At 68.3% G+C, this 12,810-nt stretch carries 14 protein-coding genes; 8 read left to right on the top strand and 6 right to left on the bottom strand.

Annotation, left to right across the window (positions count from 1 at the left end; genetic code table 11):
* Positions 1 to 226 (bottom strand): DUF222 domain-containing protein (locus tag BEMPMBAN_RS18335; protein WP_159232672.1); only part of this gene is annotated, 226 nt, incomplete at its 3' end.
* Positions 227 to 284: 58 nt separating this feature from the next.
* Positions 285 to 1,445 (bottom strand): zinc-binding dehydrogenase, encoded by a 1,161-nt coding sequence (locus BEMPMBAN_RS18330; RefSeq protein WP_159232670.1) that lies wholly within the window; start codon positions 1,443 to 1,445, stop codon positions 285 to 287.
* A gap of 30 nt (positions 1,446 to 1,475) precedes the next feature.
* On the opposite strand from BEMPMBAN_RS18330, the gene BEMPMBAN_RS18325 reads away from it, so the two are divergent.
* The 3 genes from BEMPMBAN_RS18325 to BEMPMBAN_RS18315 are packed head-to-tail and all read left to right on the top strand — an operon-like array spanning position 1,476 to position 4,275.
* Positions 1,476 to 2,258 carry a glutaminyl-peptide cyclotransferase gene (locus tag BEMPMBAN_RS18325; RefSeq protein WP_159232668.1) on the top strand — a complete coding sequence of 261 codons (783 nt, stop codon included), beginning with the start codon at positions 1,476 to 1,478 and terminating at the stop codon, positions 2,256 to 2,258.
* Positions 2,259 to 2,263: 5 nt separating this feature from the next.
* Complete coding sequence (locus BEMPMBAN_RS18320) at positions 2,264 to 3,166, top strand: DUF1295 domain-containing protein (protein ID WP_200846031.1); 903 nt, start codon at positions 2,264 to 2,266, stop codon at positions 3,164 to 3,166.
* Positions 3,163 to 4,275, top strand: coding sequence for an FAD-dependent oxidoreductase (locus tag BEMPMBAN_RS18315; RefSeq protein ID WP_159232666.1), 1,113 nt, complete (start codon positions 3,163 to 3,165; stop codon positions 4,273 to 4,275). Before BEMPMBAN_RS18320 ends, BEMPMBAN_RS18315 begins: the two co-directional genes overlap by 4 nt.
* Here BEMPMBAN_RS18315 and lipE read toward each other — a convergent pair.
* The 3 genes from lipE to BEMPMBAN_RS18300 form a co-directional block, all read right to left on the bottom strand.
* Positions 4,272 to 5,534: a lipase LipE gene (gene lipE / locus BEMPMBAN_RS18310; protein WP_159232684.1), complete on the bottom strand. Its 1,263-nt coding sequence runs from the start codon at positions 5,532 to 5,534 to the stop codon at positions 4,272 to 4,274. The genes BEMPMBAN_RS18315 and lipE overlap by 4 nt on opposite strands.
* Entirely contained in the window at positions 5,531 to 6,001 is a 471-nt protein-coding gene (locus tag BEMPMBAN_RS18305) for an Rv1352/Rv1906c domain-containing protein (protein ID WP_159232664.1), read from the bottom strand. The genes lipE and BEMPMBAN_RS18305 overlap by 4 nt, the downstream gene beginning before the upstream one ends.
* Before the next feature lie 64 nt (positions 6,002 to 6,065).
* Positions 6,066 to 6,467 carry a heme-binding protein gene (locus BEMPMBAN_RS18300; RefSeq protein ID WP_159232662.1) on the bottom strand — a complete coding sequence of 134 codons (402 nt, stop codon included), beginning with the start codon at positions 6,465 to 6,467 and terminating at the stop codon, positions 6,066 to 6,068.
* Positions 6,468 to 6,755: 288 nt separating this feature from the next.
* On the opposite strand from BEMPMBAN_RS18300, the gene BEMPMBAN_RS18295 reads away from it, so the two are divergent.
* The 3 genes from BEMPMBAN_RS18295 (at position 6,756) to BEMPMBAN_RS18285 (ending at position 8,791) form a co-directional block, all read left to right on the top strand.
* Positions 6,756 to 7,403 carry a nitroreductase family protein gene (locus BEMPMBAN_RS18295; protein ID WP_159232655.1) on the top strand — a complete coding sequence of 216 codons (648 nt, stop codon included), beginning with the start codon at positions 6,756 to 6,758 and terminating at the stop codon, positions 7,401 to 7,403.
* A 10-nt stretch (positions 7,404 to 7,413) separates the two neighbouring features.
* Positions 7,414 to 7,821 (top strand): VOC family protein, encoded by a 408-nt coding sequence (locus tag BEMPMBAN_RS18290; protein WP_200846030.1) that lies wholly within the window; start codon positions 7,414 to 7,416, stop codon positions 7,819 to 7,821.
* Between the two features lie 100 nt (positions 7,822 to 7,921).
* A complete protein-coding gene (locus tag BEMPMBAN_RS18285) occupies positions 7,922 to 8,791 on the top strand; it encodes a rhomboid family intramembrane serine protease (protein WP_159232651.1) in 870 nt (289 codons plus the stop codon).
* Between the two features lie 5 nt (positions 8,792 to 8,796).
* On the opposite strand, the gene BEMPMBAN_RS18280 is transcribed toward BEMPMBAN_RS18285, so the two are convergent.
* A complete protein-coding gene (locus BEMPMBAN_RS18280) occupies positions 8,797 to 9,657 on the bottom strand; it encodes an LLM class F420-dependent oxidoreductase (RefSeq protein WP_159232649.1) in 861 nt (286 codons plus the stop codon).
* Between the two features lie 58 nt (positions 9,658 to 9,715).
* Here BEMPMBAN_RS18280 and BEMPMBAN_RS18275 point away from each other — a divergent pair, with 58 nt between their 5' ends.
* Positions 9,716 to 10,438 (top strand): beta-phosphoglucomutase family hydrolase, encoded by a 723-nt coding sequence (locus tag BEMPMBAN_RS18275; protein ID WP_159232647.1) that lies wholly within the window; start codon positions 9,716 to 9,718, stop codon positions 10,436 to 10,438.
* The gene (locus BEMPMBAN_RS18270) at positions 10,438 to 12,807 is read left to right on the top strand and encodes a glycoside hydrolase family 65 protein (RefSeq protein WP_200846035.1); all 2,370 of its coding nucleotides are present in this window, start codon (positions 10,438 to 10,440) and stop codon (positions 12,805 to 12,807) included. Before BEMPMBAN_RS18275 ends, BEMPMBAN_RS18270 begins: the two co-directional genes overlap by 1 nt.
* Positions 12,808 to 12,810 lie beyond the last annotated feature (3 nt).

Genomic DNA, 12,810 nt, shown 5'->3' with positions numbered 1-12,810 from the left:
CGGTGATCGTTTCCGCGTTACGCGGCGACACCCCGGCCTTCCACGCCACCAGCGCTTCCAGCGACCGCGCCCCGGTCAACCCACACAGCTCGTCGCGGTCGATCTCGGCGACGAGTTCCACGATCCGCCCGTCGATCGCATTACGCTGACCCGCCAGCTCCGCCAGCTCGGCGAACAACACCTCAAGCCGCTCCTTAGGAGCCAAAGAAGTTGCCGCCGAAGACATGACCCCATCATCACAGACAGGTCCGACAAGTCCCGGTGCTCAAGCCGCGGCCTCGCGGTTAGGGTGTGGTCGCCTGGCTGGCCGGGTCGATCATGATCTTGGCGTGCGTCTCCGGGTCGCCGAGCGCCTGGAATGCCGTCGCGACGCCGTCCAACCCGACGGTCCCGGTCACCAATGCCGACGCATCCACCTTGCCCTCGGCGAGCAGGTGCAGTGTGTCGCGGAATTCCAAAGGCGTGTAACCGAACACGAAGCGGATGTCGATCTCCTTGCCGATCGCCATCGCCGGCCGCAGCTTGTCGTCACCCATGCAGACCCCCACGACAACGATCCGCGAGGCCAGCGGTGCCGCACCGATGACTCCGTCGATCATTCCCGGCACCCCGACACACTCGAAGATCACCGGCCGCTTGGGTGCGGTGGCGCCGAGCCGGTCGACGGCCCGGTAGACGTGTGACCATCCCGGAAGCCGCCGCAGCTTCTCCATCGACCCGACGCCGAGCTCGTAGAGCGCGGGCAACGCGGTGAGCCCCTGCTGCTTGGCGGGCACGGCCTCGTACGGGGAGTCGACCGCAGGGTCGACGACGATATCGGCACCGCACCGGGTGGCCAGCGCTCGGCGTCCGGGGGAGAAGTCGCTGGCCACGATGGTGCCGACGCCACGGGCTTTGAGATGACAGATGACTGCCAGCCCGACCGGGCCGCAGCCGAGCACGATCGCGACGTCCTTGCGGCTGATCTCGCTGCGCCGGATGGCGTGGTACGCCACCGCCATCGGTTCGGTGAGCGCTGCGGTCGCCGGATCAAGGCCATTGGGAACGGGAAAGCTCAGTGCCGCCTCCGCCAGCACCTGCTCGGCGTAACCGCCGGGCGCTACCGGCGACAGCCCGGTCAGATGGACGCCGCCCTGCGCCCGCACCAGCGGAAAGGACACCACCGTCGTGCCCGGCGTGAACTCCTTGCCGACCTTGCGTCCCCGCTCCACAACCACCCCGCAGAACTCATGGCCCATCACCACCGGGGTGTCGCTGCGCATGAAGTCGGTGTAGCCACCCTCGGCCATCACCTCGGTGAGTTCGTCGGCGTGATCCTTGGCGTGCAGGTCCGAGCCGCAGATGCCGCACCTGAGCACATCGAGCACGATCTGGCCCTCAGCGGGCTTCGGGTCCGGCAGGTCGACCACTTCGAGGGTGCTGCGCACACAGCTGACCGCTTTCATTCCGCCATCGTTGCACGGTAGAACCACGGTATGAGGAAGCTTCGGATGTGGGCGGGCGCCGCTGTCGTCGTCGCGGTCGGCTGGGCGGCCACAACCGCCGCAAACGCCGGCCCGGGCGACGCCACGGCTCCGGTGATCGAGCCCGTCGTGCTCGAGGAGTTGGCGCACGATCCCGAAGCGTTCACCCAGGGGCTGGAGATCGACGGAGCGGTGCTTTACGAGGGCACCGGACTTGCCGGCGCGTCGCAGATGCGCGAACTCGACCCGTCCACCGGCGCGGTGCGCCGGGAGGTGCCGATGCCCGGCAACTATTTCGGTGAGGGAATCACCGTGGTGGGGGACCGGATCTGGCAGCTCACCTACCGGGACGGGGTGGCGGTTGAATGGGACACTGCGACACTGTCGCCGATCCGGGAGGTGCCGCTCGACGGGGAGGGCTGGGGCCTGTGCTTCGACGGCGAGCGCCTGATCCGCAGCGACGGGACCGATCGGCTGCGGTTCCAGGATCCAGCCGATCTAACCGAAATCGGCGGCGTCGACGTCGCGCGTGACGGCCATGCTTTACGCGGCCTCAACGAGTTGGAGTGCGTCGGCGGCCAGGTCTGGGCCAATGTCTGGCCGGGTGACAACATCGTGCGCATCGACCCGGGGACCGGGGCGGTCGACCTGGTTGTGAACGCTTCCGGTCTGCGGATGCGTGGGATTCCGCCGTCGGCACAGGTTCTCAACGGCATCGCCCATGTCCAGGGCAGCGAGTTCCTGCTGACCGGCAAGAACTGGCCGAAGACGTTCCGCGTTCAACTAGGCCGGTGAACGTCATGCATGATCACACCGTGAGCAAGTCCCGCTCGTTGACCCTCGTCACCACCGCGTATGTGCTGGCGATCGCGGTGGCCGCGGCCTGGCTGGTGTGGGGGCCCGGCACCGGCAGGTTGTGGCTCGACACGCTGATCGCCGACCTGCTGGCGACACTGGTCGTGTTCGGCTTCAGCCGCCGGTACCGCAACTCCAGCTTCTACGACGCCTACTGGAGCGTCATCCCGCCGCTGCTGCTGTTCTACTGGTGGGCTGAAGGCGGTGAAGCCGAACCGTGGCGGATCTGGCTGGTGGCGGTGCTCGTGGTGGTGTGGGCGGTGCGGCTGACCGGTAACTGGGTGTACACGTTTCCCGGCCTGCACCACGAGGATTGGCGTTACCCGATGTTCCGGCAGCGCGCGGGCCGGTGGGAGTTCCTCGCCGATCTGGTGGCCATTCACCTGATCCCCACCGCGCAGGTCTTTCTCGGGATGCTGCCCGTCTACGTCGCGGTGACCACCCCGGGCACCGGCTGGGCGTGGCTGACGGTCGTCGCGTTCGTCGTGGGCATGGCCGCGGTGGCGCTCGAGTTCGTCGCCGACGGTCAGATGCACCGATTCGTCAAGGACCGGAAGCCCGGCGAGACGATGGACCGCGGCCTGTGGAGTTGGTCGAGGCACCCGAACTACTTCGGCGAGTTCGGATTCTGGTTCGCGCTGGCGTTGTTCGGTGTCGCCGCATCGCCTGCCGACGCCTGGTGGCTGTTCGTCGGCGCGGCCGCGATGCTGGCGATGTTTCTCGGTGCCAGCATCCCGATGATGGAGACCCGCAGCTTGCAGCGCCGCCCCGAATATCAGGCCGTCGTGGACCGGGTGTCGCGGTTCGTGCCCCGCCCGCCCAAGCCTGCCCCCGCGGTCCACCCGTGACGCGGCAGCGGGTCGTCATCGCCGGGCTGGGCGACGTCGGCGTCCTCACCGCGATCAAGCTGGCCCGCCACGCGGACGTCGCCGGGATCTCGGCGAAGCCGGGGCTGGTCAGTGGGCAGGAGCTGGGTTGGCGATTGGCGCGGCCCGACGACTGGGCCCGGCATAACTGGATCCCGTTCGGCCGGTTCCGCGGCCTCGACCGAGTCCGCACCGTACACGGCACCCTGACCGGGGTGGACCTGGCGTCCCGAACGGTGGCGGTGCACTTCGGTGACGGAACCACGACCGAGATCGGCTACGACGCGCTCGTCATCGCAACCGGTGTCACCAATGGCTTCTGGCGGCAACCGACATTGCAGACCGAGGCGCAGATCGGTGCTGACCTGCGCGCTCCGCACCAGCGGCTGGCCGCCGCGCGGTCGGTGATCGTCGTCGGGGGTGGCGCCGCGGCGGTGAGCAGCGCCGCCCAGATCGCGACCACCTGGCCCGGCAAACGTGTCGACCTCTACTACCCCGGCGACCGGGCGCTGGCCGAACACCACCCGCGCACCTGGGACAAGGTCCGGCGCAGACTCGCCGACGCCGGTGTCGGGCTGCATCCCGGTCACCGTGCGGTACTCGCCGACGGGTTCACCGGCGACGAGCTGACAGCTGACCCGGTGCAGTGGAGCACCGGACAACCCCCGGCGGTCGCCGAGGCGGTCCTCTGGGCGATCGGGCGGGTGCGACCCAACACCGGGTGGCTGCCCGCTGAGATCCTCGACGAGCAGGGGTTCGTCCGCGTCACTCCCGAACTCCGGGTCCCGGGGCACCCGGAGGTTTTTGCAGTGGGCGACGTCGCCGCCACCGATCCGCTGCGCAGCTCCGCGCGCAACCGCGCCGACGGCCTGCTCGCCCGAAACGTGCGGGCGGCGTTCTCCGGAAAGTCATTGCAGACCTACCGTCCGCCCAGGCGACGGTGGGGGTCGGTGCTCGGAATCCAACCCGATGGACTGGAAGTGTTCGCGCCCAACGGCAGAGCGTTCCGATTCCCGGCCTGGTCGTTCGAGCGGGTGCTGCTGCCGTGGATTGTGCGACGGGGTATCTACCGCGGCGTGCGCGGCGATTAGCTGACGCGGGGGATCTCGGCGTTGATCCGGTCGAGCAGCTGCGGGTAGCGCTTGGCCTCGCGGTGTCCGCCCGGCTTGCCGCTGCTGACCACCGCCACCGACAGCGCCCGTGACGGGTCGGCCCACACCGCGATATCGGTGAGCCCGGTGTGACCGAAGGCCGCGGACGCATCGCGGCCGAAGGGGCCGAAGCGCCTGGATCCGAGCATGTAGCCGGTGCCCCAGCGCATCGGCGCGAGGCCGGTGGCGAGGTCGGGACGCAGTCGCCGGCACTCGGTGGCCGCGGCACGCAACGTCTGTGCGGACATCACCCGGACACCGTCGAGTTCGCCTCCACGGCACAGTATTTCGGCAAACCTGGAGAGTTCGTGGGCATTGGAGACGGTGTTGGACGACGGGATGATCCCGGTGAGGAACTCCCGCGTGTTCGAGAACGGGATGATCTGCGTCATGGTGCCGCCCACGGCGGCCTTGAATGCTCTCGCGATCGGTGCAGGCAACGGTTTGCCGGTGACGTGACTGGGTGCGACCAACGGAACATCCTCTGCCGCAACACCGTAATTGGTCCAGCGGAACCCCAGAGGTGCCAGGATCTCCGTGTGCAGGATCTCGCGGATACTGCGTCCTGTTGCGGCGGAAATGATTTCGCGCATCAGCGGGCCCCACGTCACGCCGTGGTAGATGTGAACCAGGCCGGGCCGGTACACCGGCTTCATCTTTCCCAGCATCTCGCGGGTGTAGTCGCTGTCGTCCATCCGCCTGAGGTCGGGCCTGGGACCGGTGGCGAACGGTACGCCCGCGCTGTGGGTCAGCACGTGGCGGATTGTGGTGCGGTCCTTGCCGTGGCTGGTGTAACTCGGAAGGTAGTCGCACACCCGGTCGTCGAGGGAGAACTGCCCACGCTCGACGAGCATGTGGGTCACCGTCGTGGTGATCGCCTTGGCGGCGGAGTAGACGCAGAACGGCGTCGAGGTCGAGACCAGCACCTTCTCGGCGTCCGGTCGATCGGCAGGCCCGTTGCCCCAGCCGTGGCCGATCGCGCGGTCGAGGATCACCCGGCCGTCGCGGCGCAGGCACAACTGGATCGCCGGCTGCATACCTGCCGCGTACCAGTGCCGGGCCGCCTGCCAGATGCGATCCACTGCCGCCGGGTCCACACCCGAGTGGTCTTCGTGGCCGATTGAGGTGACGGCGTCGAGATCGGGTGGGACGGCGATCCTGCCGTCCTCGGCGGAGCCGACGGTGCTGCTCCCGGTCAGCGGGGTCCCCCGGAGAAGAAGCCGCTGCCGACCAGGCCGGTCAGCTGACCCAGCAGGTCACCGGGTCCGGGCTGCGGCGGCATGGGGGCGTTGGTGAGCTGCCAGGTCTGGCAGTCACTGGTGGAGAACGTGGTGTCGGTCGGCAGAATCTCGACGAACGCCGGCTTCTTGGTCAGCGCGTTGTCCACCATCTCGTCGCCCGCGGTGCGCTTCCAATAGCACGCACCGTCGTCGATCGGGCCCGCGGACTGGTAGACGCCGGGCACGATCTCGGTGCCCACCGCGTAGGAACCGTCGGTGTCGATGGTGGTCTTCGCCGCCGCGGACGAATCGGGTGCCCCAGAAGAATCGGAAGAATCCGGAGCCGGAGAGGGTGGCGGAGCGGGCTCGGCCTGGGCCGGCGCAGCGGTGATCAAGCACCCTGTCAGCACCGCCGCGGCCAACGCGGCTGTTTTTGTCGGCCTCATAGGAAGTCAGTCTAAGTGCCGCGGCGGCGGGACAGAACCCGCCGCCGCGACCAAAGGAATGTGATCAGCCGGCCATGAACGTGTTGTAGGCCGACGCCAGCTCACCGGGGAGCACGGTCACATTGCAGTTGCGCTGGACGTCACCGATCGGCGCCAGGATGTCGCGCAGCTCGTAATACTCCGTCGAGTTGGCGGTGAAGTAGCCGCGCAGGTTGGCCTCGGCCTCCGGCCGCGGCTGGTTGAACGCGGCGGTCACCGCCTGGTTGGCGCCCGGGTGAGCGTCCAGGTACTGCCGCGCCTGACCGGTCACCGAGCTGACGGTGCCGGAGACAGCGCTGGCGCTGCACTGGTCGGCAGGCTGTGCCGTGGCCGCGGGGGCAGCCATGGTTGCTGCGGCCATACCCCCGAGACACGCTGCACCGATACCGGCCAGACTGCGACGCACGGTGATGTCGTTGAAATTCATGATCGATTGGTCCTTCGGATTGTGATTGTTGCCTGATGTCCCCGCCCGAAATCCAAGATAACCGCGATCAGAAGTGCTCAAACTCGGTCGCCGAACGTCGAATTCGCAACGCGCCCAGCGTTACAGCGTCAGCAGTGATGTTCACCTCACATTGCGTCGGATTCGGGTTTTCAAACGCTGGATCGGACACGGAATCGTGAACGTTCTCAGGATCTCCCGGGAAGTCTTAATTGATCGTGATCTGGGTTGTCATCGAATTGTTATCGGCGGTGTCGCTAAGTTGGCCGCATGCGTGCCGAAACCAGCGATGTGTGGGAAGCGATGTCCACCGCCCGCACGATCAGGCGCTTCACCGACGAACCCGTGGACGACGCCTCATTACGCCGCTGTCTGGAAGCGGCCACCTGGGCGCCGTCGGGCGCCAATGCGCAGGCCTGGCGGTTTGTCGTGCTGCGGTCGGCCGAACAGCGCGCGGTCGTCGCCCGGGCGGCCGCGCATGCACTGCAGGTCATCGAGTCGGTCTACGGGATGAGCCGACCGGCGGACGACGACCACAGTCCGCAGGCCCGAAACAATCGAGCCACCTACGAACTGCACGATCGCGCCGCCGAGTTCACCTCGGTGTTGTTTGCGCAGAAGCGCTTCCCGACTGCCTCGGAGCTGCTGCTGGGCGGGTCGATCTTCCCGGCCATGCAGAACTTCCTGCTGGCAGCCCGGGCGCAGGGCCTCGGCGCGTGCCTGACCAGCTGGGCGTCCTATGACGGGGAGCGAGTGCTCCGCGAGGCAGTCGGTGTTCCCGACGATTGGATGCTCGCCGGACACATCGTCGTCGGTTGGCCGAAAGGCCACCACGGGCCGCTGCGACGCCGTCCGCTGGCCGGGGCCGTCAACGTCGACCGATGGGACGCACCGGCGACCGGCCTGGTGGCGCGATAGCGTGGTCTCCGTGAAGTTGGACCTGCTGAGCCCCGGCATCGAGGTGGGCCTGGTCACCACCGACCTCGAGGCGATGGTGGCCTTCTACGAGGGTTTCCTCGAACTCGAACCACAGGGTGAGATCGAGTTCGAGGGCGGTTCCCAGCGCCGCTACTCGCTGGGCGGCAGCGTGCTCAAGTTGGTGACCTACACCGACGCGACGCCCGCACCCGCCGTTCCGGGAGGTGGCCGCGCGCAAGCCGGCCTGCGGTATTTCACCATCGGCGTGAACAAGCTGCGCGCTGTCGCCGAGGCGTTCGAGACCTCCGGCTACGAGGTTGTGGAGCCGCTGACCGAGTTCGCGCCGGTCCCGGGGATGGGCTGGATGTTCGTGGCGGACCCGGACGGGAACTGGATCGAACTCTTCGGGGCACTGTGAGCGAGCGAACGATAGGGCAGCTGTGAGCGAGCGAACGATAGGGCAGCTGTGAGCGAGCGAACGATAGGGCAGCTGTGAGCGAGCGAACGATAGAGCACCTGTGAGTTACCCGAACCCGCCCGGCACACCGCCGCAGACGCCGACCTGTTACCGGCATCCCGACCGGCCCACCTACGTCCGCTGCACCCGCTGCAACCGGTTCATCTGCCCCGAGTGCATGCACAGCGCGTCGGTCGGCCACCAGTGCGCCGACTGTGTCGGCGCCGCCGCGCAGACCGTGCGCCCGGTCGTCACCTCGTTCGGCGCCCCGCAGCAAGGGCCCAGCACACCGGTGGTGACGTACGTGCTGATCGGTATCAACCTGGCGATGTTCGTCCTGCAGACGACGTCGACCGGCTTGGAGCGCGCGCTGGCGCTGTGGCCGCCCGCGGTCGCCGACGGTGACCTCTACCGCCTGGTGACCTCGGCGTTCCTGCATTTCGGCATGGCCCACATCGCGTTCAACATGCTGGCGTTGTACTTCGTGGGGCCGGCGCTGGAGCAGGCCCTGGGGCGGTTGCGTTTCAGCGCGCTCTACCTGCTCAGCGCGCTGGGCGGGTCGGTGCTGGTGTACGTGCTCACGCTGAACGCACTGACCGCCGGGGCGTCGGGGGCGATCTTCGGCCTGTTCGGCGCGACGTTCGTGGTGGGCCGCAAGCTGAACATGGATGTGCGCGGGGTGGTCGCAATCATCGGGCTGAACCTCGTCTTCACGTTCATCTATCCGCTGTTCACCTCGCAGAACATCAGCTGGCAGGGGCACATCGGCGGGCTCGTCACCGGCGCGGCGGTGGCCGCGATCTACGCCTACGCACCCCGCAAGCAACGCAACCTGGTGCAGGGTGGCGCGACCGTCGCGATCCTGGTGCTCTTCGTCGCGCTGATCTGGTGGCGCACCGCCGACCTGCGCGCCATGTTCGGCATGGGCTGACCGGGCTAAGCCTGCGCGGCGGCGACCGATTCGAGGACCGCCAGATGGTCGTCGACCGTGCGCAGCCCGGCTCCCATCGTGTTGACCGAGAGATGGGTGGCGCCGCGGGCGGCCCACGCACCGATGGCCTCGGCGATCTGGTCGGGGTCGCCCTGCCAGGTGACGCGGCCCTCCATGCCGAGCTGCGACGGATCGCGGCCGGCCTCTCGGGCGGCGGCGTCGACGACCGCCTTGGCCTCGTCGAGCGCCGGGCCGGGCGCCATCATCGGGAACCACCCGTCGGCCATCCGGCCGGCCCGGGCATAACCCCGCGGTGACGCGGCGCCGATCCACAGCGGAATCGGCCGCTGCACCGGCAGCGGAGCGATGCCGGCACCGGTGACGCGGTGATAGCGGCCCTCGAATGTCACCGAGCGCTGCGTCCACAGCAGCCGAAGCAGCTCGAGCTGTTCCTCGGATCGCTTCCCGCGGTTGGTGAACTGCTCGCCGAGCGCCTCGTACTCGACGGCGTTCCAGCCCAGCCCCACCCCGAACCGCAACCGCCCGCCGCTGAGCAGATCCACCTCGGCGGCCTGCTTGGCCACCAGCGCCGTCTGCCGCTGCGGCAGGATGATCACGCCGGTGACCAACTCCACGGCGGTGGTCACCGCAGCCAGGTAACCGAACATCACCAGCGGCTCGTGGAACGTGGTGTCGATGTCGTAGGGACCCGCCCAACCCCGGTGCACCGCCGGGTCGGCCCCCACGACGTGGTCATAGGCGAGCACGTGGGTGTATCCGAGTTCCTCGACCCGCTGGCCGTAGGCGCGGACCGCCCCCGGGTCGCCGCCGAGTTCGGTCTGCGGGAACACCACACCGATGCGCATACCTGCAGCCAACCATCCCGGTGGGGAGAATCTTCCGCGACAGGGTATGAAAGGAAGGATGCTCGGCTTACCCGACCGGATACGCGCATGCCTATTCGACCTCGATGGTGTGCTCACCGACACCGCCAGCGTGCACCGGTGGGCCTGGAAGACGATGTTCGACGAGTATCTGCGCACCCGCTGTGACCAGACCGGGGAGCCGTTCGTGGCGTTTGACGCCGGTGCCGACTACGAGACCTTCGTGGACGGCAAGCCCCGCGAGGACGGTATCCGGTCGTTCCTGGGCAGCCGCGGCATCACCACCGAGGATGCCGACGCGGCCGCGGTGACCGAGTTGGGCAGCCGCAAGAACGAACTGTTCCTCGAACACCTGCGCACCGACGGGGTCACGGTGTTCGAGGGGTCCCGGCGCTACCTGCAGGCCGCTGCCGACGCCGGCCTGCGGCGTGCCGTCGTGTCGTCCAGCGCCAACACCCGCGAGGTACTCGAGCTGACCGGGCTGGATCGCTACGTCGAGCACCGGGTCGACGGGGTCACGTTGCGCACCGAGAACATGCCGGGAAAGCCTGCGCCGGACGCGTTCCTACGTGCCGCGCAACTGCTCGACGTCACACCGGCCGAGGCGGCGGTGTTCGAGGACGCGCTGTCCGGAGTGGCTGCGGGACGAGCCGGGGAATTCGGCCTGGTGGTCGGCGTCGACCGTTCGGGACAGTCAGAAGCGTTGCGGGAGAACGGCGCCGACATCGTCGTCACCGACCTCGGGGAGTTGCTCTCGCCATGATGATCACCGACGAGGCGTTCCCCGTAGAGCCGTGGCAGGTCCGGGAGACGGAGCTGCGCCTGGAACTGCTGCCGCAGACCGAGTCGCTGTTCGCGCTGTCCAACGGTCACATCGGCATGCGCGGCAACCTCGACGAAGGCGAACCCCACGGTCTGCCCGGCACCTACCTCAACGGTTTCTATGAGGTCCGTCCGCTGCCGTACGCCGAAGCGGGGTACGGATATCCCGAAGACGGCCAATCGGTGGTGGACGTCACCAACGGCAAACTGATCCGGTTGCTGGTCGAGGACGAACCGTTCGACATCCGGTACGGCGAATTGCTCTCGCACGAAAGAACTCTCGATATGCGTGCGGGCACGCTGCTGCGTACCGCCGACTGGTGTTCCCCGGCGGGCAAGCGGATCCGGATGAACTCGACTCGGCTGGTGTCGCTGGCGCAGCGGGGGCTGGCCGCCATCGAGTACGAGGTGGAGGCGGTCGACGACGTACGCATCACGGTGCAGTCCGAGCTGATCGCCAACGAGGACCAGCCGGCCCCCTCGGACGACCCGCGGGTGGCGGCGGTGCTGGTGAATCCGCTCGAACCGGTGCGGTACGAGGTCAGCGACTGTGGTGCGGCGCTGATCCACCGCACCCGCGGCACCGAACTGATGGTGGCCGCCGCAATGGATCACGTCGTGGAGGCTCCCGGTCGAGTCGAGGTCAGCGGCGACGCCGGCGAGGACTGGGCGCGCACCACAGTGGTCTGCGGCCTCAAGGCCGGCGAACGGCTCCGCATCGTCAAGTTCGTGGGATACGGGTGGTCGAGCCTGCGCTCCCGCCCGGCGCTCGGTGACCAGGTGGCGGCCGCGATCGCCAGCGCCCGCTACACCGGCTGGCAGGGGCTGCTGGATGCTCAGCGCGAGTACCTCGACGACTTCTGGGACTGCGCCGACGTTGAGGTCGACGGCGACCCCGACTGTCAGCAGGCGGTGCGTTTCGGGCTGTTCCACGTGATGCAGGCCAGCGCCCGGGCAGAGCAGCGGGCCATCCCGGGCAAGGGGCTCACCGGGACCGGTTATGATGGCCATTCCTTCTGGGACACCGAGGGATACGTGCTCCCGGTGCTCACCTATACCGCACCGCGGGCAGCCGCCGACGCGTTGCGGTGGCGGGCGTCGACACTGGACATGGCCCGAGACCGCGCTGCCGAACTGGATCTGAAGGGAGCCAGCTTCCCGTGGCGCACCATCCACGGCGAGGAGTGCTCGGCGTACTGGCCCGCCGGCACCGCCGCGTTCCATGTCAACGCCGCCATCGCCATGGCCTTCGAGCGGTACCGGGTGGTGACCGGAGACGAGTCGCTCGAACAGGAATGCGGCCTGGCGGTGCTCGTCGAGACCGCCAGGATGTGGCGGTCTCTCGGACACCACGACCGCCACGGTGCGTGGCGCATCGACGGGGTGACCGGACCCGACGAGTACACCGCGATCGTGCGGGACAACGTGTTCACCAACCTGATGGCCGCGGCGAACCTACGGGTCGCTGCGGACGCGTGCACCCGCCACCCCGATGCCGCCGCCGAGTTGGGCGTGGACACCGAGGAGACCGCCGCCTGGCGGGACGCCGCCGACGCGGTGCACATCCCGTTCGACGAGGAACTGGGTGTGCATCCGCAGTGCCAGGGCTTCACCACGTTGCGCGAATGGGATTTCACCGAGAACACCCGGTATCCGTTGCTGCTGCACGAACCGTATGTGCGGCTCTACCCCGCGCAGGTGATCAAGCAGGCCGACCTGGTGCTGGCGATGCAGTGGCGCAGTCACGAGTTCAGCCCGGAACAGAAGGCCCGCAACGTCGACTACTACGAGCGGCGGATGACCCGCGATTCGTCACTGTCGGCGTGCACGCAGGCGGTCATGTGCGCCGAGGTCGGTCATCTGGAGCTCGCCCACGACTACACGTACGAGGCCGCGCTGATCGATCTGCGCGACCTGCACCGCAACACCGCCGACGGTCTGCACCTCGCGTCTCTGGCGGGCAGCTGGACCGCGCTGGTCGGCGGATTCGGTGGGCTGCGGGACGATGAGGGAGTGCTCGCGCTGGACCCGCACCTGCCCAGCGGCATCAACAGGTTGCGATTCCGGTTGCGGTGGCGAGACTTCCGGGTCACCGTGGAGGTCGACCACGCGGAGGTCACCTACAGTCTGCGGGACGGTCCGCACGGGTCTTTGACCATCCGGCATGCGGGCAAGCCGCTGGAGATCCGCACCCAGTCCCCGACAAAGGTGGCGCTGCAGCCGGTGGTGCCGCTACTGGCGCCGCCGCAGCAGCCGCCCGGACGGGAACCGATGCGCCGGCACGCGGTGCCCTCACGCCCGCAGGGCTGAACC

Source organism: Mycolicibacterium austroafricanum, assembly GCF_902705885.1.
GTDB lineage: Bacteria > Actinomycetota > Actinomycetes > Mycobacteriales > Mycobacteriaceae > Mycobacterium > Mycobacterium vanbaalenii_A.
This window is presented reverse-complemented; position numbering and strand designations above follow the sequence as displayed.

Excerpts from the sequence above, each read along its gene's own strand:
- BEMPMBAN_RS18270 (WP_200846035.1), top strand. The coding sequence starts at position 10,438 with ATGATCACCGACGAGGCGTTCCCCGTAGAGCCGTGGCAGGTCCGGGAG.
- BEMPMBAN_RS18330 (WP_159232670.1), bottom strand. The coding sequence starts at position 1,445 with ATGAAAGCGGTCAGCTGTGTGCGCAGCACCCTCGAAGTGGTCGACCTG.
- BEMPMBAN_RS18300 (WP_159232662.1), bottom strand. The coding sequence starts at position 6,467 with ATGAATTTCAACGACATCACCGTGCGTCGCAGTCTGGCCGGTATCGGT.
- BEMPMBAN_RS18320 (WP_200846031.1), top strand. The coding sequence starts at position 2,264 with ATGCATGATCACACCGTGAGCAAGTCCCGCTCGTTGACCCTCGTCACC.
- BEMPMBAN_RS18305 (WP_159232664.1), bottom strand. The coding sequence starts at position 6,001 with ATGAGGCCGACAAAAACAGCCGCGTTGGCCGCGGCGGTGCTGACAGGG.
- BEMPMBAN_RS18295 (WP_159232655.1), top strand. The coding sequence starts at position 6,756 with ATGCGTGCCGAAACCAGCGATGTGTGGGAAGCGATGTCCACCGCCCGC.
- BEMPMBAN_RS18275 (WP_159232647.1), top strand. The coding sequence starts at position 9,716 with ATGCTCGGCTTACCCGACCGGATACGCGCATGCCTATTCGACCTCGAT.
- BEMPMBAN_RS18325 (WP_159232668.1), top strand. The coding sequence starts at position 1,476 with ATGAGGAAGCTTCGGATGTGGGCGGGCGCCGCTGTCGTCGTCGCGGTC.
- BEMPMBAN_RS18280 (WP_159232649.1), bottom strand. The coding sequence starts at position 9,657 with ATGCGCATCGGTGTGGTGTTCCCGCAGACCGAACTCGGCGGCGACCCG.